We start from the raw sequence: 19,556 nt of genomic DNA on the forward strand, positions 1-19,556 counted from the left end.
CCAAGCGGTGAGAGAGAACGCAAATGGCCCGTGAGCCGCGCGACTCGCGTCTGCCAACTGGCAAGTTATCTTTAACAAAAGCGTCGTCTCTTGAGCATGCGTGAACGCTGACCCCTGCATATGGGTCGTGCGGGTCGACCTTTTCCAATCTAACGACTCAGGTGTGGCAATCATGGAATTCAGCGCTTTCACTGGTCAAGCCTTCTTCGAAGATCCCTATCCCACCTATGGGACGTTGCGATCAAAAGGTCCGCTCGTGCGGGTAGCGCCGAATGCATTGATGTCGGGGCATTATGATGTTGTTGAAACACTCATGCATGATCGCCGAACCGGCATGGATTTCATTGAAAGTGTTCGTGTTCGCTATGGCGAAGAGGTGGCGAAGTCGCCCCTAATGCATGGCTTCAACAAGATGTTCCTGTTGCTCAACCCTCCGGTACATACCCGGCTGCGGGGCTTGATGATGAAAACATTCAACGCCCGGCAAATCGAACGTTTCAGAGACATCGCTTCAGCGACAGCGCATCGCCTTGTGGATGCGTTCGAGAGCCGGCGCCATGCCGACCTTACTGCTGAATTCGCCTTTCCTTTGCCGGTTGAGATCATCTGCCGAATGCTTGATGTACCCGTGCAGCTTGCTCGTTCACTTGGAGGGGCAGCCAATAAAATAGCGAAGGTATTCGATCTGGCTCCAATGGACGCCAAAGACCTGGACGCTGCGAGTGAGGCGTTCGCTTCGCTTCAAGAGTTTTTCGGCGGCATGGTGAGCGCACGGCGCGATAATCCGGGTACTGATCTCATTTCGCTGCTTATCTCGGTAGAGGAGGGTGGAGAAACGTTGACTTCCGAGGAGATCGTGTCGAACGTGATACTACTTTTCCTCGCCGGTCACGAAACAACAACCAATATGATCGGCAATATGCTGATTGCGCTGCACCGCCACCCCGATCAGCTGGAAATGCTGAAAAGCGAACCTGACCGTATTCCCAGAGCGGTTGTAGAGTGTCTTCGGTATGATGGATCTGTACAATTGACGCTGCGCGCCACACTGACTGATATCGAGGTGGCCGGCATTCCTGTCCCGCGTGGCACTGCATTATTTCTACTACTAGGATCTGCAAATCGCGACCCGGGTAAGTTCACGGAACCGGATCGACTTAACATCAATCGCGACGAGGGCCGGGTATTGACATTCGGTGCGGGCATTCATCACTGCCTCGGCCAGCGGCTGGCGTTGCTGGAACTCGAGACGGCATTGCGCGTCTTGCTCGAACGCTTGCCTGCATTGAAATTAACCAATCTTGAGACTTTAAACTGGAACCGTCGAGGCAACCTTCGCGGCGTCGACATGCTGACTGCAGTGTGGTGATGCACAACGATGGGCGGTCTCTGATGGGACTGAGCTGTCTGTCTTCATTCGCGCCTGCTGTGCACAAACTGCGAGCGTCGACTACTTTCCTCATTATGTCAGCATCGCCATGTCCCATCAGGCGCAAGCCGTACCGGATGCAATGTAGGCGGGCGGTAACTTCAAGCCATGTCATGACCACCACTCGACCACGGCGCATATCCGCTCACCTGTACTCATCAAGATCCGCTATGATCATCTACGCTTGTGTGCCTGCGCAGAGCTTCAACCTTGAACCGCACCACGCGCGGCGATATAGTCGATTGCCTGTTGCACCGTCGTGATTTTCCCGGCTTCTTCGTCTGGGATTTCGCCGCGGAATTCGTCCTCTAGCGCCATGACGAACTCCACCGTGTCGAGCGAATCCGCACTGAGGTCGGCGACGAAGGACGCACTGCTTTTCATCTGGGCAGTGGACACACCGAGCTGCTTTGCGACGACATCCTGCACATGCTGCGCCAACTGTTCCATAACGCTCCTCACAGACAGATTCTCAGTCGCACCGCTGACGTGACGCAGGAGAAGCCATCGAACTTCACGCCTGGCTGCGGCGCGGCTCCTCTCCGGACACAGCCGGCCTTGCACCTGAGCGCTGCGCTAACGATGTCACCAGAACCACTGCGTCTCCGTCCACCACTACTCGGCCATTCACTTCACAGACCGTTTCGAGCACGACTCGCCTTTGTCGGGCCAGTACCTCCTTGACGGTGATGTTCGCGCACACCGTTTCCCCAAGCCGCACAGGCCTTCTAAAATTGAGTCTCTGCGAGACATAGATCGACCCGGGACCCGGCAAGCGCCCGGCGATTGCGGCCGATATCACCGCAGCGGATAACATACCGTGCGCAATACGTCCGCCAAACGGCGTCTGCTTGGCATACTCTTCGTTCAGGTGAACAGGGTTCGTGTCGCCACTTGCACCGGCGAACAGGAGGACTTCCTGCTCGGAGAGCGTTTTTGTAAAACGCGAGCTCATGCCCACCATCAAGTCTTCAATATCGTAGCCACCGATAGCGTTCAATGTCCTCTCCGCGGTTTTTTGCTGTTTCGCTTTGGCGCACGCGCAGCGTCATCGCGTTGCGCGATCTATCGTCCGTTCGCGGCGGCGGTTGCTTCGTTGACGTTCGCGTCGCTAAAGAATTCCGCCACCCGGTATGCAGAAGCTGGCTGCACAATCGAATTGTGGTCGTCGTTGAATACGCCTACGCTTACGGAGCCACGGGTCAGTCGCCGCAGATGGGGAATTAGCTCATTGCGTGTCCGACCGTTGCTGCCTCTCGCCGCTAGCGCGTAACTAATCGGCGCTTCGATCGTTGAAGGGCAATGCGCAATTAGTGCGACGACGTTCGACGCGTAAAGGCGCGTGAGGCGCGCAAAGTCGGCGGGATCCATGCGTTCGCGCAGACAGTCCAAGCCAAGGTCCTTGTTCAGCAGATCGAGAAAGCGCGCATCGAGGTGCAGCGAGTCGATAGCCCCGGGCGTCGGCGCTCCACCCCGGATGCCTACGACGTTCTTCATTTTCAGTGAAAACTCGCCCGTGGGTAGCGGACTGTCGATCATCAGGAGGGGCGGAGAAACTCGCCCCGCCTGCTCCCAGTGAGCCGCCATCTCGTGCGCGACAAGGCCACCGAATGACCAGCCTCCGAGCCGGTCTGGGAGCCTTCCGAGCACACGCTCAAGTTCGCTGCAATACAGGCTTGCGAGCTCTGCCAACGTCCGATGTGTTCTCAGGTGAGGGAGGTCCGACTCGGGATGCCTCAAGCCGACTACAGTCGGATCGCCTGGCCACGCGGCCGTTAGTTCCTGGTAGCAGAACACATCCCCGCCCACCGGATGAACCAGTGCGATGATTTCTCCAGTTCCTTTGCGCAGCATGACTGCAATTGACTGACCGTCGAGATCGCCGTCACAGCCGTGGGCGGTCAGGGTCGCCGTGTTCGGCGCCGCTTGAGGAAAGTCCGTCGACGCAGCCTTTGCTTTGCCGCCGAAGAACGTAGCAAGCCCGGCGATGGAAACGCCCCTTGTAAGCAATGACACAGGCAGAGCCCGGCCAAACGTTCGCTGCAACCGCGCCCGCAGTTCGGTTAGCGCGAGTGAGTCGAAGCCCAGTGCAACGAGGGACTCATTGTCATCGAACACCAAGGGGCCCGTTGCTATGGAGTTGGCGATCTGGCGGATCACGTCGATCGCATGCGCATTCGAAGCGCGCCAGCGTGCGTGCGCTTCATCGGTTGTCGCGGATGTCGCAGGCCCCTTGGCAATGACATCGTTCGACTGTGGATGTGCAGCAGGCGGACTGCGCCCGTCCGATGTCCGCGCCTCGGTGAAATTCGCGTTTTCTGCCACGAAAGGGAGCTCCAGATGCGTTCTCTCAAACGGATAAGTCGGCACCTGTGCTGGCTGAGGAGGATCGCCATAGAGTGCTGCCCAGTTGTGCATGAACCCGATGCTGTAGAGCTTTGCGCACGCATGAGCAAAGCCGGTGGGTTCCGGGCTTTCGTCTGCGTCAGGCGAATCAGCCAAAGACGAAATGGCCTGGTCCCATTTCTTCGTGGCGGCGCGGGCCAGGTTCGAAAGCGCGGCGCCTGGTCCCACCTCGAGAAAAATGCAATCCTGGTCCGCGAGCTGATTCAGGGCATCCGCGAAAACAACGGGTCGCTCGACGAGGTCTAGCCAATGTTCGACGCTGGCAATATCGTCGGCCGCTGTCTTTCCGGTCAGCGTCGAGATAAGCTGAATCGTCGGCGGCTCGAAATGCAACCCGGACAAAGCCGCAGCGAACCCGGTTCTCATTGAAGAAAGGAGCGGCGTATGGCCGGGCGTGTTATAGGTGTTCAGCCGCGATACTCGCCGGCCCATAGCCATCATCTTCGCCTCGGCTTTGGCGACGGCCTCGGCGGTTCCACTCAGCACTGTCTGTTCCGGGCCATTGATGCCGGCAATGAACAGGTCCGAGCCGAACTCGAACAGGCCGTGCAGTTCTTTCACGCTCGCAGCCGTTGCCAGCATCGCGCCAGGAGGAGTCTGGGTGTCGAACAGCCGGCCTCTCGCCTCGACAGCCTTCAGACCATCTTCGACCGACATCACGCCCGCGATCACCGCTGCAACGTGTTCGCCGAGTGAATGGCCGATTACAACGTCCGGGCGCTGTCCCAGCTCCATCCATACTTTCGCAAGCGAATACAGGAACACGAAGTGGGCGAGCTGACCGTGCCGGTGCCTGACTATCTCCGGATGCTCGCCCTTGATGGCTGATAACACTTCTGTGGCGAGTGTCGGATCGAGGCGTTTGAGGCACTCGTTGACGAACCGGTTGAATAGGCGGTTGTCCTTGTAGAGTCCTGCACCAATTCCGGGTTTCCACGCTCCCTGGCCGGGGAACAGGAATACCAGGCGGCGACGCTGGCCTTTCGGGACCTCGGCGGCATGCCATGTACCGGTAGGTTCGGCATTGATAAAGTCATCGAGTGCCTGCACAAGCTCCCCGCGCATCGCGCCGACCAGCGCGACACGGTGATTCCAATGATCGCGCCGCACGCTCGCCGTATAGCAGATGTCGCGCACCGCTGCGCCGCCGTCATTCAACAGTTGCCGATAGGCTTTGGCAAGCTGTACGCATCCGTCATGCGATTGGGCGGACAACGTCAGCACCCGGTCGCGGGAGGCGTACGCAATGGCATTCGGCACAGGTGGTCGCGCAAGCAGCAAATGAACATTGGTGCCACTGATACCGAATCCACTGACGCCTACCAGTGGCTCTTCGCCCAGAAGTGTCTCACTGGCTTGCGGCACGTTGATCTGGCTTCCCTCCCAACGAAAGCGCGGGTTGGGTTCCGAGAAGTTGGCCTGTGCCGGTACGCGGCGGCGACGCAAAACCAGTATCGCCTTGATGAGCCCCGCCATGCCGGCGGCCGACTCCAGATGGCCGATCTGCGCTTTCACCGATCCGACCAGTAAGGGCCTGGTTCTTCGCACGTCCTTCGAATAGACGTTGCGTAACGCGGTCAGTTCGATCGGATCCCCCAAAGGCGTGCCTGTGCCATGTGCCTCGACATAGGCGATTGATTCGGGCCTGGCGTTGGCCCGCTGCAGCGCCGACCTGATTACGCGTTCCTGCGCGGCTCCGTTTGGTGCGGTCAGGCCATTACTCGGTCCGTCATTGTTGATCGCAGACCCGGCCAGTATGGCATCGATCCGGTCGCCGTCGCTGAGCGCATCCTCGAGTCGCTTCATCACAATCACGCCACCGCCTTCGCCCCGCATGTATCCGTTTGCCCCGGCGTCAAACGGCCGGCACGTCTCGGAGCGCGACATCGCTTGCAGCCGCGCGACAGTAATGGTCCCTTCCGGCCCAAGGATCAGGTTGACGCCACCGGCTATCGTAATGTCGCAATCACCTGAATGCAGGCTTTGTGCCGCGAGATGGACCGCGGTAAGCGACGACGAGCATGCCGTATCGACAAATATCGCCGGGCCGTGAACTCCGAGAAAGTAGGCGATGCGACCCGCGAGAATTGCCTTGTTCGAACCGAGCCCGGAGTAGGTCGTGATCTTGCTCGAATCGCCAGACCAGACCGTACGTCGCCCGTAGTCAACCTCGCCGCTGGCCAGGAACAGCCCGACATTCTGTCCGCGAATCTCCGAAGGTACGATCCCGGCGTTCTCCAGCGCGCTCCAGCACAGTTCAAGCATCCATCGTTGCTGAGGATCCATCTCCAGCGCCTCGGCGCGAGAAATGCGAAAGAAGTCGGCATCGAATTCGAAAGCACCATTCACGTAGCCGGCCTGGCGCGAGTAGGTCGTGCCAGGCGCATCCGGGTCTGAATTGTAGAAAGGCGCGATGTCAAAACGTTCTGGCGGCGTATCGCGAATTGCCGAGCGACCCGAATCGAGCAGGTCCCAATACGACTCCGGCGAATCCGCGTTGCCTGGAAAACGAAATGCTGTACCGGTAATCGCGATGCGCCAATCGGACTGCTTAGCCGCTTGCATACCTTCCCCGAACGGATCAGATGGATGAAATAGCACGCGCTCATTCACCACGCGAGCGCTGCAAATGGATAGTCAATGCAAATGCGCGACGGGCGCCGCTATTGCGGATACCCGATGGTTCGCGGATGCGCCGGTCAGCGCTTGCCGTGGGGCAGAGTGATCTGCCGTCCGGTTTCCTTGCTTTGCGCATTGACCAGAACCGCCATGTTGCCCGGCGCATGTTCGTTGAGCCTCATCTTTTGATGAGCTTGAGGAAGCTCGTCCCACGTGAACACTTCCGACAGGCAGGGGTCGATCTTTCCGCTGATTACAAGTCGATTGGCTTCTGCCGCCTGCTTGAGACTCGCGAAGTGACTGCCCTGAATGCGCTTCTGGCGCATCCATACATAACGGGCGTCGCACGTCAGGTCGTAACCGCTTGTGGCGGCGCAAAACACCACCATGCCTCCGCGTTTGACCACAAAACACGAAACGGGAAAGGTATTACGGCCTGGATGCTCGAAGACCATGTCCACATCGCGTTTCTCACCACACGCTTTCCAGACTGCCTTTCCGAACGAGCGCACCGCATCGATGTAGTCCGCGTACTCAGGCGAAGTCATTGAGGGTGGAGAACCCCAGCACTTGAACTCCGAGCGATTGATTACGCCGCAAGCGCCCAGGCTCCTGACATACTGCGCTCTCGATTCGTCGGAGACCACCGCAACTGGCTTTGCGCCGGCCAGTGCGGCGAGCTGGATCGCCATGGTGCCAAGGCCTCCCGCAGCGCCCCATATCAGGACCGATTGGCCGGGCCCCAACACGTGCGGACGGTGACCGAATAGCATCCGGTAAGCGGTGGCAAGCGTGAGTGTGTAGCAGGCGCTCTCGGCCCAGGTAAGATGTTCTGGACGCGGCAAGAGCTGAGTCGCCTGGACACGCGCGAACTGTGCGAAGGATCCATGCGATGTTTCGTATCCCCAGATGCGCTGCGTTGGCGACAGCATCGGGTCGCCGCCATTACATTCCTCGTCGTCGCCATCCACCTGAGAGCAGTGCGCGACGACTTCGTCCCCGACTTTCCAGCGTCGCACGTTCCGGCCCACTGCCCACACTATGCCCGACGCGTCAGAGCCCGCGATATGGTAGGGGTCCTTATGCAGATCAAGCACCGAGAAGGGTTGGCCCATGGCAGCCCAAACCCCGTTGTAGTTAACGCCTGCTGCCATGACGAGCACGAGAACATCGTCGTCACCGATCTCGGGGACCGGGACAATTTCACGAACGAACGCGTTCATGGGTTCGCCATGTCGGTCGCGCCGGATCGTCCAGGCGTGCATCATTTTTGGAATCGTGCCCAGAGGGATACGCGCGCCGACGTCGAAGATTTGCGGCGCATCGTTTCTGGTAACAGTCTCCCGATCCAATAGCTGTTCTGTCATGCATGCTCCCGATTACATGTCGCAAAGCGGCACGGGCCGAGTGAGGTGACGAGGCACGCCGCTAGCAAGGAGTTGCCAGCATAGAACGAGTAACGCGGCTAACAAAAGTCAACTTTTGTGACATCTTGAACCGCTTTAAAAGTTCACAAAAATTCAAAATCGGCATCGCTTGGTCGTGCGAGCATGGTGACGATGTTGACTTAGTGAAGGCTGCTTGAGCGAGCCTTCGCTAGCTACGAACATTGGCTGATGGCGATGATAGGGCTAGAGAAAAGGAAATGATCTCACTGTCGGAGTCATCAGCCGTTTGTTCGATTTACCATTCAGCGTCAGCACAAACGTTAGTGCGTGGACATCGTCACGGAGAGTCTGCGCAGGGATGGTGGCAGCCGTTCGACTGTTGCGGCAGCTACATTCTGGCGATCTGACGTTCTCCAGACCGGCGTTGCGCTCAGCAACCAGTGTCCATACGAACAGGAATACTGAACATTACCCGCGCCCGTGGTGCGCGCCATGATCATGCAGATCGAGTTGAAAGGGGTGTTTCATGTCGCAAGATCCGCTTGTTAGTCAAGATCGCTGTTTCTCTGATCTGCTGGAGCAACGTGCAAAGGCACATCCTGGCAGGACGGCGTACATTGCCGTCGGTTCTGACGGGGCCGAAACTGTCAGGCTTACGTACGGTGAGCTGCACCGAAAGGTCGAACTGTACTCGGCCGCGCTCACGGCGCGACGAATCGGTGGATCGCGTGCGCTGATGCTGTTCGAACCGGGCCTCGCGTTCGTGGTTGCCTTCCTCGGCTGCCTGCGCGCCGGCGTCGTGGCGATTCCTGCGAACATTGCAAAGCCTGGCCGCACCAGTTGGGACAGGCTGATTGCAATCGTGCGCGATTCCGGTGCCGCATGCATCCTGACGGAGCAGGCATCCACGTCGAAAATGAGCGGCTGGTTCTCCACCGCTCCGGATCTGTCCGCGCTTGATATTCTTTGTCTCGAAGACAGCCGTGATAAGCCAGTCGCGTCGCGCGACCGGCCGTCACAAGATACCCCTGCGTTCTTGCAATACACATCGGGGTCGACCGGCAACCCGAAGGGCACGGTCATCACGTTCGGCAACCTCGCTGCAAACGCGGCGATAACTGGCCCCGCTACCGGCATTGATTTCGATGCGCGCGTCGTGACATGGCTGCCGCCATACCACGACCTCGGACTGATCGGCAATATCTTGCAGACGCTTTGGGCAGGTGCCGAATGCGTGCTAATGCCGCCAGTGTCGTTCGTGCAAAATCCTGCACGCTGGCTCGAAACAATCGACCGGTATCGTGCCACGGTCAGCATGGCGCCAAACTTCGCCTACGAACTCTGCGTGCGGCGTATCCCCGCCGCACGTCGGCGCGAGTTCGAGCTGTCGAGCTGGAAAGTCGCCTTCAATGCCGCGGAACCGATCCGGGCAACGGCGATTCATCGGTTCCAGGAAGCGTATCGCGATAGCGGCTTCAAGGCGCAAAGCATGCAGACCGCCTACGGGCTCGCCGAGGCGACCCTGGTGGTGTCCGCCGGCGATCCGCAAGCCAGTCCCGTCACGTTGACGGTCGATTCACATGCGCTCGACCAAGGCAAACTACTGCTGAGTACCGATCCGAATCGAAGCCGCGAGATTGTAAGTTCTGGTTTCGTGCGGCCGCCTCAGAAAGTTCGCATCGTGAATCCAGAGAGTTTCGACTCATGCGCGGCGGACGAGATCGGCGAAATCTGGGTCAGCGGTCCATGTGTTGCGAGCGGTTACTGGGGACGCGATGAGGAAACTGAGCGGACCTTCCGCGCGCATACCGCAGACGGCGATGGACCTTACCTGCGCACGGGAGACCTTGGCATTCTCTACGACAGCCAGCTTTACGTGACTGGGCGCATCAAGGAAGTCATTATTGTCAGAGGTCGCAAGATCTACCCGCAAGACATCGAAGCGACAGTGCAGCGCGCGCATGATGCTTTGCGACCTGCAGGCGGCGCGGCGTTTGCTGTCGAGACGGGCGAGGGCGAATCCATTGTTGTCGTGCAGGAAGTGGAGCGGGCAATGCTCGCGACGGTCAACCGCCAGGAATTGGTTTCACTCATTTCGGAAGCGGTATTTCTCGAACATGACCTTGCAATCGCCGATGTCGTGCTGGTTAAGCCAGAAGTGGTGCCAAAGACATCGAGCGGCAAGATTCAGCGGGTGCTGTGCCGCGACCTTTACTCGCGCGGCGATCTGGATCTTATCGTCCAAGGTCGTTCGAATCGCACAAACCCTCTCGCTGACAAAAATGTCCACCCCGATGTGACGCGTTCGGACTACCGAACCGAGCAGGCTGGTGCCTCTGTTCCGCGCAGCGTCTCTTCCCCGGCATCGGCTTCCCCGGCGACCCCGGCGACCCCGGCGGTCGTCGAGGAAGTCGTGCCGGTGTCAGTCCATTCGATCGCCGCGTTGTTGGAAGCGTGGCTTGTCGCGAACGAACTGAAAGTGCCGTCCGAACCCAGACAAACGTTCGCGGAGCTTGGCGTCGATTCCATAGGAGTGGTGGAACTTGCCGACTTCCTGCAAGAACGGTTGCAGGTCGAAATCGATCACACCGTCGTCTACGATTACCCCACGCCCGATATGCTTGCCGACTTTCTGTTCTCGAAGTACTTCACCCCCAGCTCGCTCCCGCATGAGCAGCTTGAACAGCAGGGCGTAGACGAGAATCAGGAGATACCTGGCTGGTAGGATCTACGGCATTACGCGCAGGCGAGGAGGATCAGCGGTGGGGCAAATGTTGCCAGCCGCTGATACTTTCCTGTTCGGCCGCGTACGCACGTAAGGAAGGTGGATCGCATTCGAAGGCTCAATTTCTTTTGTCCCTTCCGCTCTAGGCTGCGGTCATTCCGCCGTCAATGGTAAGGGTAGTTCCAGTGATGAAAGCCGACGCATCGCTTGCGAGGAAAGTGACGGCCTCGGCCATCTCTTCAAGAGTGCCGAGCCTCCCCACGGGGAGTAAAGATGTGACGACCTTTGCAAGTTCCGGGTCGTCGAGATACTGTGCAGTCAGATCGGTTTTGACAAATGCCGGGCATATCGCATTGACCCGGATTTTATGGCTCGCGTATTCAAGTGCCGCGGCTTTCGTGATGCCGATAACGGCATGTTTCGATGCGTGGTATGAACAGGCGCCAAACGCCGAGCCGACGAGACCGTAGGCCGATGACATGTTGATGATCGATCCGCCGCCTGCTTTGAGTATCTCCGGAATCTCATACTTCATCGAAAGGAACGTGCCTTTAAGGTTGATCCCTATCACCTGATCCCACGCATGTTCATCGGTCTCTGCAACAGGCTTTCCAGTAATCTGGATGCCGGCGTTGTTGAACGCAATGTCGAGCTTGCCAAAAGATGCGACTGCTTCCGCTACTGCGTTAGCGCAGTCGTGCGCGCTCGTGACGTCTGTTCTTACGAAGATCGCTTCGCCATCGATGTCGTTGATCTCGCGGACCACTTGCCGCCCTTCGTCTTCACGCCGCGCCGCGATGACGACTTTGGCGCCTTCTTTTGCAAACAATAAAGCAGTTGCTTTACCGATTCCCGATGTTCCGCCAGTCACGAGTGCAACCTTCCCCTTCAGTCTTGACACAATCCACTCCTAACTTTGGCCTTCACTAGTATGAGTCGCACGCTGAACCTTATGTCTGGCAGCGCATCTGGCTGATGATCACCTGGCGCGACAATCAGTGAAACGATGACGCGCAGATAGATTCTATTGACAACGATGGCCCGTGCGACACAGTTCACAAAAGTTCATATTCTCCTCGACGCTCCTCGCAATGCTAAGCGCGGCCGCCACTGTCTAAGCGCTAATGCGGCCACAGTACGCCACACCTAACGGATGGTGGAAACTACTCACTTCATGGGCGGTTGAGCCATCTCCGCGGCGGTGCAAAGCCCGGTTCACAAAAATTCAAACATTGGCGTTTCCTATCCCGGGATAATTTATGCTCCCGCACTGGACCAGGCGGGTAAAGCTTCCGGTTGCTGTGACAAGCGCGGCACGTCCGGAGTTACGAACCCGTATTAGACGGCAGTGCTAACGGCCAGCAACTGAAGTGTCTGGTAGTGGTCGACGAGTACACGCGTAAGTGCCTGACGATTGAAGTTGTGGGACCGATCAGATGGAAGGGCATCCTCAAAGTCTTGTCGCAACTGGCCCGCGTTTACTGCGCGCAAGGCTGGAAGAGTTGCAGGGAAGGCGAAGAGCGACGCTATGTTCCAGTCTTTTGCGCGCATCCGTGCAAGTAGAACGAGCGCTCTCGGAAGACCTGTAAGCGCAGTTGCCCCAACGTTCATTCGCAAGCATCCGATCTGTGCGTTCGCCGATTGTCCGCGAGTACCATGAGCGCCGCGAGCGTGGGTCCTTTCGCACGAGCCAATCCGTGGTAGTACACGGCCGGCTCGCCGGAGGGCTTACCGGAAGCCAGGCTGGCCGATTTGTGAGGGCTTTTGCGGAACCCGGCGCATGCGGCCCGTATTGAATCCCATGGCGCCGAGCCGGTCGAGCATCTCCTTGTAGGTGGTCTGGTCAATCTCCGGATCGCGCGCCAGCATCCACACCATGTTGCCGTCCGCCATGCAGCGGATCGTATAGCGATAGTCGGGATCGACATAGGCGGTGACGACCACCACTTCGAACGGCCAGATCAGTCCCACTCGCCACTTCGTGTTGCCGGTGCCAGGCATCACCTTGGCGACGAATTGGCTTCCGCTGACGGGCTGATCGAAGTCGTGGCGTCGGCCGAGGTATTTGTCTTCGATTGTTCCGTCGGCACGCAGTGTCCACTCGTCGTAGTCACCCACATAATCGTGTTCGCTGAGGAACGGCGTGTTGGCGATCACGTACCAGCGCCCCATGTATCGTGCGAGGTCGAGCGGCGCGCCGGCGGTGCACGCAGAGCCGCCCGCCTGCAGGCTGGGTGCGGGCGTTGGCGCGTAGGCGCATGCGCTGAGCAAGGTCGCGAGTGCGGCGATGTATGCCATCGATCTGCGCATGATGCTTTCCTGATTGAAACGACTGCCCGAATAGTCCTGGCTGCGCGCAGCCCCCGCCAACTGCCGGCGCCCGTCGCGCCCGGGGCGTGCGACGCTGGCCGCAAACGCAAGTCACACAACTCCTACCGCACGACCTCAACGACTACAAGCGATTCGCGCGCCGCTGATTTAAATTCAGCAGGCGTGGTCTCAATAATGTACTCAACAAGGCCGCTGAACAACCTTCAGTCACCGTTGCACACAGACCGAGGAGCACGCGATGACCGGCACTAGCATTCCCCTTAGGGCGCTTGTCGACAAATGGCTCGCGCCGACGCGCTCGGTCCCCGCGCGCATCACTCAGGTCGGGCGCTTCGGCAGCCACGGCGTGCGCTACGTCCGCCTCGAAGGTCTGGTATCGACGGGCCCATTGAGCATTGTGTTCTTTCGGCATGGCAGCGGCGCATGGGACGTCTTCCCGCCGGTGCCGCCTTCGGCCGCAATGGGCACGCGGCTCTTCGCCGCCTGACTGGCCCTATGCTCGCATTCGCCGGACCAGCACGGTTGATGCAAGTCAAGCATGCGACGGCGCGAGCATCGCGACGGTGGCTATCGCAATGCTGGCCGCGTGCGCGGCGAGCGCGAGCCGCATGCTATGGATTTCGCTCACCGCGCTTGATGGCCGCTGCCCGATTACACCTACCGTCGTCCCGAACCACTCTACGAATTCGCCATTTCTGCTGCAAAGCGGGAGCGCCCTAGCGTGCGTGGTCGGCAACGCGCGGCCGCGCGATCGCCCTGGGGGATACCGCGGCCAGGGCAGCCAACCGCCCGCAAGATTCAAATGCAGCTCAACTGCGGTTTTCTTTCGCGACGCGTTGTTTAGCTCCGGTCGACTCTTTGTTTAGTCGAATTCCGATATCGGTGCATACCGTGCACAGAAAGGGGCATGAAAATTCGCACGTGGTGGAGCAATCCATCTAATGCCGCACCTAGTGCAAGATTCAAACAATCTCATCAAAAAAAGTTTGACGACCGATTTTGATTTGTTATTGTCCCAGTCCATTGAGCGCCTCATAACAGCCGGCGCCTGGTCGCGAGATAGATAAGATCTCCGCACGCTTTTCCCGCTCGAGCACAATCGTGCGTCCGTCATTCGGCCGCCGTCCTCGCTCGCGCTTGAACTTCGTGCCGCGTCCAGGTCGCAGCCGATGTAGGTGACGGCTCGACGGTCCAGCGTTGCATGCACCGGGTGGCAGGCTCGTCGCAGAACCACGAAACAAGATTTGCATATATCAAACAAATTTTGACTCGGCGATTCTGGCTTGCTATGTTTCAGCCACCCAAAGCGCCGCCCGCCGCGCCTGACAGCGCTTGCGGGGCAGCGCAACCGAACTGGCGACATGGGTGTTCGAATGCTTTCTATTGCCTGACAGAATTGACTGAACATCTGAGAGCCGAGCGCGGGTAACGACCTTCGTCGCATCCCCGACCCAGTATCATTAAGTTAGGCATCCGAAGTAGTTTTGCGGTCGAAGTGCGTGGCGCGACAAAGCCATTGTGAAGTGCAGGTCATGGCCAGGTTTTGCCATGACTGAAATGTTCCAGAAAGAAAAGTCCTTTCATTTTGTTAAGTAATTAGGATTGCTTATATGCGGTCGCTTTAATGACCGTTCTAAATCCGTTCTACGGAATGAGTAAAAGCGAATTAACGATTTTGGACATGTTTTGCACTTATGCGGGGCATGAGCGGTAAATCGTGGTGCGTCGTCGTTGTAAAAAGGCGGAGAAGTTCATAAGACTTCTCTTTGCACAACAAGTGTGGTCTTTACTGACAGGCGAGAAGGGGAAAATGAAACACAGGGCATTGGCGTTGGCCATCAGAAGAATGGTTTGGGCAGAACTCGCATTGTCCGCGGCGATCGCCGCGCCGGCGCTTGCGCAAAGCCAACCGACCGGCAGCACCGCGGCGGCCACGGCGTCGGAGGCCACTCCCGCTGCGCCGGCGGTAGCCGACCCGGGCAACGTCACGAAGATGCAGCGCGTGGAAGTCACCGGCTCGCTGATCCGCACGTCGGACAAAGTCGGCAATACCGAGGTGCAAACCATCACGCCCAAGGAAATCGAGCAAAGCGGATACACGACCGTGGCCGATTTTCTGCGCGGCACGTCGGCCAATTCGGGCAGCAGTTGGGGGCAGACCACAATGAACAGTTCGGCCCAGGGCGGTGGCGGCATCGCGCTGCGCGGCCTGAGCGAAAAATACACGCTGGTGCTCGTCGACGGGCAGCGCGTGGCGAACTACGGCAAGGCGGTCAACTTCACGGACACGTTCTTCGATGTGAATTCGATTCCGCTGAACATGGTGGACCACATCGATATCGTGAAGACGGGCGCGGTGTCCGTCTATGGATCGGACGCGATTGCGGGCGTGGTCAACATCATCACGAAGAAGAATTTTCAGGGCTTGCAGATCGACGGCCAGCTCGGCAAGGCGCAGCATCCGGGCGATGCGCAGGGCAACTTCGGCGTGCTCGGCGGCTTCGGCGATCTGAATGCGGATCGCTTCAACGTGACGGCTGCGGCGAGCTATTACCGCGACAGCGGCTCTTCGCTGGCGGACCGGTCGATGACGGCCAACCAGGACTTCAGCCAGTTCCCCGGCGGCCTCGCGGGTCCGCTCGGTCCGAACCAGCAGTCGTACTGGACTGCGCCCGACGGCACCCAGACTGCCCTTAGCCCATGTCCGCCCGGCAGCGTCTCGGCAAACGGCGGCGCAACCTGCAAATCGAATCCGGCGAGCACGACATCGCTGGTTCCGTCGACGACCCGTCTGAACGCGAAGGTGCACGGCACCTTCAAGATCAACGACGACGTGCAGGCCTACGCCGATTTGTGGGTGAGCCGCAACGAGACAGTCCAGAACGAAGGTCCGGCTGCGCTTGCGAGCACGACGAACGCGTTCAACCCGGCAACCGGCTCGGCGCTGCCGCTGTCGCGCACGGTCCCCGCGACGAACCCGTTCAACCCGTTCGGCGCGCCCGCGCAGATCAACTACACATTCCCGAATACCGTTTCGGCGGATACGGTGTCCACCTTCTGGCGCGCAATGACGGGCGTGAAGGGCTCCTTCACCACGCAGAAGTTCGGCGACTGGGACTGGTCCGCGGACTACGGCCACTCGCAGAGCACCGTGGACACCACCTACAGGAACGTGCTGAATGTGGCGGGCGTCGAGAACATTCTGCAAAACGGCGGCTATAACTTCTCGAATCCGTCTGCCACGCCGAACGGGCTGAACGGCGTGTTCCAGAACGACTACGAGCAGGCAATCTCGAAGCTCGACAGCGTGACGGCGAAAACCTCCACGGGCAATCTGTTCAACCTGCCGGGCGGACCGGTCGGCGTCGGCTTCGGTACGGAATTCCGTCACGAGAGCTCGATCATCAACTCGCGCACCTACAGCGCGCTCGGCGTGACCGCGCCGGCCAACGTGCAGACCGTCGACGGCGAGCGCAACGTGGCCGCCGTCTATTACCAGATCGACATTCCGATCATCCGCAACCTGACGTTCACGCAGGCGGGCCGTTACGACCACTATAGCGATTTCGGCGGGGCCTTCTCGCCGAGTTTCGCGCTGCGCTTCCAGCCGGTCCAGGCGCTCACGACTTTCGCGTCGTACAGTCGCGGTTTCCGTGCGCCGACGCTTGTCGAGAACTCGCAGGCAACCTACCTCGCGCACCAGAATCTGGTGGACCCGTACGACCCGAGCGGCGCGCCGACCAAGCACTTCACGACCGAGCAGGTCAACGGCAATCCGGACCTCTCGCCGGAGCGGACCAAGAACTACAACATTGGCTTCCAGCTTTCGCCGGACTCGTCGACGGATATCGGCGCGGCGTTCTACAAGATTCACATCGACGGAGTGATCGGCACCAACGATCCGAATGCGGTGATGAACGCGAACGACCCGTCGACGGTGATTCGCAATGCCGACGGCACCGTTGCCTACATCAAGGAACAGTTCGTCAATCTCGGCTCGCTCGACACCGACGGCTTCGACATGAACTTCCGCAAGTCGGTCGCCACGAAGTTCGGTACGTTCACGCTGGCGGGCGACTGGGCTTATGTGTGGCACTTCAAGCTCAATAGCCCCGGCGCGCCGACCCAGGACTTCGCCGGCAACAACCTTGCGCTGCTGCAGCCGTTCGGCGCGAGCAATCCGCGCTGGAAGGGCAATACGAGCCTGAGCTGGGATTACCGCAAGCTCACAACCACGCTCACGTGGCAGTACACCGGCCCGTATACCAACGCGGTAGCGGACGAATTCGGCGACGGCGGCACCTTGTCGGTGGCTTCGTATAGCCAGTTCAACCTGATGGCCACGTATCGCGGCTTCAAGCACTGGACCATCTACGGCGGCATCAACAACATCTTCGATCGGAAGCCGCCGTTCGACGTGGAGTGGCAGGCCACGCCGGATATCACCGGCTATGACCAGTCGCTTTACACGAACATCGGCCGCTTCTTCCAGGTCGGTGCGACTTATCGCTTCTGAGTCGCGCAATGGCTGTTTGCACAACGCAGTCTGTTTAGTCGGTCGGCCGCTTCGGCTCCCGGTCTTCGGGACCGCAGCGGCTCGACATTGTTAGAGACGTAACTGGAGTTCCCCGTGCTCAATACCCTTATCAATTATTCGGTTCAATCGATGGGCCTGATTCCGATTCTGGCCTTCATCTTCCTGCTGGGCATCTCGATCATCGTCGAGCGCTTCATGTTCTTCTCGCGAGCGGTCAAGGCGGGCAAGACGCTCGAACACGATCTGAAGATGGTCGAGCCGGCCAATCTGTCCGACGCGCAGAAAGTCGCCGAGCACTATGGGCAAACGGTGCAGGGCGAACTCGTCAAAAGCGCGCTGAAGGTGCGTGGCAAGCCCGAAGCAGTGGTCGAGCGGGAACTGGAGGAAACCATCATGTTCCAGATGCCGCGGCTCGACCGCAATCTGTGGATTCTCGACACGGCGGTGACGCTCGGACCGTTGCTCGGGCTGCTGGGCACGATTATCGGTATGGTCGAGTCGTTCAATGTGCTCGGCACGAGCGGCACGGCGAACCCGAACGGCGTGACGGGCGGCATTGGCCATGCGCTGACCGCCACGGCCTGCGGCCTGACCATCGCCATTGTCTGCGTGATCTTCCTGAACTACTTCAACAAGCGCATCCGGATGACGGTCAACCAGTTCGACCTGATCAAGTCGCTGCTCGTATCGCGCTTCGCCGCCTGAGCGGCCGCTTCCAAGGAGAAGGATCATGCGTAACCATCGCAGCCATTACCTGGGCGCGGAAGAAAAGGCGCGCATCGAGATCATTCCGATGATCGACATCATGATGTTCCTGCTGGTGTTCTTCATGCTTGCCACGCTGAAGATGATCCAGGGCGCGGGCATCAAGCTGGATCTGCCGCAATCGAGCACGGCCGAGCAGTTGCAGCAGACGGTGAAAGTGTCGATTGGCGTCACCAAGACCGACGAGATCTATCTCGACGCGAAGCCGGTGACGCCGACCGAGCTCACCGCCCATCTGCAAGGGCTCGTACATGATTCGAAGAAGGTCGACGTGGCGATCGCAGGCGACGAGGGCACGAGCTACAAGAACATCGTCAAGGTAATGGACCTGGTGCGTGCAGCGGGCATCAGCTCGGTTGCCCTCGCCACCAATCCGACGACATGAGCTCTCCGGTACTCGATATGACAGACCCGCAAAGCCGTCTGAACGGCGCCCTCTGGGCGTCGTCCCATCCGGCGCAGCACGGCCGCATGTCCATGAAGACCGCGGTGGGTATTGCGCTCGTCGTCGAGCTGCTGATCGTCGCCGGGCTCTCGCAGGTGAGTTTCAAACAGGAGCCGCCGCCCCCGCGCAAGATCATGGAAGTGACGATGGCGCCGCCGCCACCGCCTCCGCCGCCGGAGGTGAAGAAGCTCGAACCTCCGCCCGCGCCTACGCCGGTGAAGCCACCGCCTAAGCCGCAACCCAGACCGTTGCCGGTGCAGAAGCCTCCTCCGGCGATGCCGTCGGCGACGCCCAAGCCCGCCAATATCGCGCCCGCTGCGAATCCGAGCGCGAATGCGCCCGCGCTCGCCACCGCCAACGCGACGCCCGGTCCCGCCACGGCACCCGCCGCGCCGCCCGTGCCCGCGGCGCCGCCGGCGTTGCACGGCGTGGTCGACGGACGCGGGCACTGCCAGGCCGTGCAGCCGCAGATTCCGCGCCGCGCGTTGCAGGAAGGAATCTCGGCCACCGTCATCGCGCATCTGTCGATCGGCACGGATGGCAGCGTGAGCGACGTCAAGATCGTGCGTGTGACGCCGCCGACCGCGGTGTTCAACGAGGCGGTCGTGACTGCGGCGAAGGCATACCGGTGTGAGAAGAATGCCGAGCCGTACGTCGGCGAAGTGGCGTTTTCATTCAAGACCACGCCTGCCGACGACGAATGACGCAAGCGTATTGAAGCAGCGGAAGCAGCGGCGCGCGCGGTGACCGCGGTCATCGTCGCACCGGTTCGACGTACCGCGCGCCGGCTTGCAACCGGCGCACGACCTTGGGTATTCCTAAACCATGAGACCTGTGAAGTTTCGCCGGCGCCGCGCGCGGCGCATGCTCCCGCGCGTGCTTGCATCGGCGTTCGTGCTCGCTGGCGCATG

Annotated in this window: 13 protein-coding genes; 7 read left to right on the forward strand and 6 right to left on the reverse strand. The window is 59.6% G+C overall.

Translation table 11 applies throughout. From position 1 onward, the window contains the following. Positions 1-172: 172 nt before the first annotated feature. Positions 173-1,369 carry a cytochrome P450 gene (locus tag F757_RS0127025; protein ID WP_027214112.1) on the forward strand — a complete coding sequence of 399 codons (1,197 nt, stop codon included), beginning with the start codon at positions 173-175 and terminating at the stop codon, positions 1,367-1,369. Positions 1,370-1,633: 264 nt separating this feature from the next. Here the strand turns inward: F757_RS0127025 and acpP are convergent, their stop codons facing one another. The 4 genes from acpP to ccrA form a co-directional block, all read right to left on the reverse strand. After that, entirely contained in the window at positions 1,634-1,879 is a 246-nt protein-coding gene (gene acpP, locus F757_RS0127030) for an acyl carrier protein (RefSeq protein WP_027214113.1), read from the reverse strand. 64 nt (positions 1,880-1,943) lie between these two features. Continuing rightward, entirely contained in the window at positions 1,944-2,429 is a 486-nt protein-coding gene (locus F757_RS0127035; protein WP_027214114.1) for a MaoC family dehydratase, read from the reverse strand. Positions 2,430-2,494: 65 nt separating this feature from the next. Next, the gene (locus F757_RS0127040; RefSeq protein ID WP_027214115.1) at positions 2,495-6,400 is read right to left on the reverse strand and encodes a type I polyketide synthase; all 3,906 of its coding nucleotides are present in this window, start codon (positions 6,398-6,400) and stop codon (positions 2,495-2,497) included. A gap of 134 nt (positions 6,401-6,534) precedes the next feature. Beyond that, positions 6,535-7,821: a crotonyl-CoA carboxylase/reductase gene (gene ccrA / locus F757_RS0127045; RefSeq protein WP_035467488.1), complete on the reverse strand. Its 1,287-nt coding sequence runs from the start codon at positions 7,819-7,821 to the stop codon at positions 6,535-6,537. A gap of 547 nt (positions 7,822-8,368) precedes the next feature. Between ccrA and F757_RS34195 the strand changes: the two genes are divergently transcribed. Continuing rightward, the gene (locus tag F757_RS34195) at positions 8,369-10,567 is read left to right on the forward strand and encodes an AMP-binding protein (RefSeq protein WP_051376879.1); all 2,199 of its coding nucleotides are present in this window, start codon (positions 8,369-8,371) and stop codon (positions 10,565-10,567) included. A gap of 142 nt (positions 10,568-10,709) precedes the next feature. Here F757_RS34195 and F757_RS0127055 read toward each other — a convergent pair whose 3' ends face one another. Then, on the reverse strand, positions 10,710-11,468 hold the full coding sequence (locus F757_RS0127055) for a glucose 1-dehydrogenase (protein WP_027214117.1): 759 nt from the start codon (positions 11,466-11,468) through the stop codon (positions 10,710-10,712). An 827-nt stretch (positions 11,469-12,295) separates the two neighbouring features. After that, on the reverse strand, positions 12,296-12,877 hold the full coding sequence (locus tag F757_RS0127060; protein ID WP_027214118.1) for a lipocalin family protein: 582 nt from the start codon (positions 12,875-12,877) through the stop codon (positions 12,296-12,298). Positions 12,878-13,136: 259 nt separating this feature from the next. Here F757_RS0127060 and F757_RS0127065 point away from each other — a divergent pair, with 259 nt between their 5' ends. From F757_RS0127065 to F757_RS0127090, 5 genes are all read left to right on the forward strand, one after another. Continuing rightward, positions 13,137-13,385, forward strand: coding sequence for a hypothetical protein (locus F757_RS0127065; RefSeq protein ID WP_027214119.1), 249 nt, complete (start codon positions 13,137-13,139; stop codon positions 13,383-13,385). Between the two features lie 1,323 nt (positions 13,386-14,708). Continuing rightward, on the forward strand, positions 14,709-17,414 hold the full coding sequence (locus F757_RS0127075; protein WP_027214120.1) for a TonB-dependent receptor: 2,706 nt from the start codon (positions 14,709-14,711) through the stop codon (positions 17,412-17,414). Between the two features lie 114 nt (positions 17,415-17,528). After that, entirely contained in the window at positions 17,529-18,140 is a 612-nt protein-coding gene (locus F757_RS0127080) for a MotA/TolQ/ExbB proton channel family protein (RefSeq protein ID WP_013343245.1), read from the forward strand. 25 nt (positions 18,141-18,165) lie between these two features. Beyond that, positions 18,166-18,585, forward strand: coding sequence for an ExbD/TolR family protein (locus tag F757_RS0127085; protein ID WP_006051605.1), 420 nt, complete (start codon positions 18,166-18,168; stop codon positions 18,583-18,585). Next, positions 18,582-19,349, forward strand: coding sequence for an energy transducer TonB (locus tag F757_RS0127090; protein WP_027214121.1), 768 nt, complete (start codon positions 18,582-18,584; stop codon positions 19,347-19,349). The genes F757_RS0127085 and F757_RS0127090 overlap by 4 nt, the downstream gene beginning before the upstream one ends. Positions 19,350-19,556: the final 207 nt, after the last annotated feature.

Origin of the sequence: Burkholderia sp. WSM2232 (assembly GCF_000472545.1) — a bacterium.
GTDB lineage: Bacteria > Pseudomonadota > Gammaproteobacteria > Burkholderiales > Burkholderiaceae > Paraburkholderia.

What these genes read in the sequence shown, in the direction of transcription:
- ccrA (WP_035467488.1), bottom strand. Translation starts at nt 7,821, where the DNA reads ATGACAGAACAGCTATTGGATCGGGAGACTGTTACCAGAAACGATGCG.
- F757_RS0127025 (WP_027214112.1), top strand. Translation starts at nt 173, where the DNA reads ATGGAATTCAGCGCTTTCACTGGTCAAGCCTTCTTCGAAGATCCCTAT.
- F757_RS34195 (WP_051376879.1), top strand. Translation starts at nt 8,369, where the DNA reads ATGTCGCAAGATCCGCTTGTTAGTCAAGATCGCTGTTTCTCTGATCTG.
- acpP (WP_027214113.1), bottom strand. Translation starts at nt 1,879, where the DNA reads ATGGAACAGTTGGCGCAGCATGTGCAGGATGTCGTCGCAAAGCAGCTC.
- F757_RS0127090 (WP_027214121.1), top strand. Translation starts at nt 18,582, where the DNA reads ATGAGCTCTCCGGTACTCGATATGACAGACCCGCAAAGCCGTCTGAAC.
- F757_RS0127075 (WP_027214120.1), top strand. Translation starts at nt 14,709, where the DNA reads ATGAAACACAGGGCATTGGCGTTGGCCATCAGAAGAATGGTTTGGGCA.
- F757_RS0127085 (WP_006051605.1), top strand. Translation starts at nt 18,166, where the DNA reads ATGCGTAACCATCGCAGCCATTACCTGGGCGCGGAAGAAAAGGCGCGC.
- F757_RS0127040 (WP_027214115.1), bottom strand. Translation starts at nt 6,400, where the DNA reads ATGCAAGCGGCTAAGCAGTCCGATTGGCGCATCGCGATTACCGGTACA.
- F757_RS0127060 (WP_027214118.1), bottom strand. Translation starts at nt 12,877, where the DNA reads ATGCGCAGATCGATGGCATACATCGCCGCACTCGCGACCTTGCTCAGC.
- F757_RS0127065 (WP_027214119.1), top strand. Translation starts at nt 13,137, where the DNA reads ATGACCGGCACTAGCATTCCCCTTAGGGCGCTTGTCGACAAATGGCTC.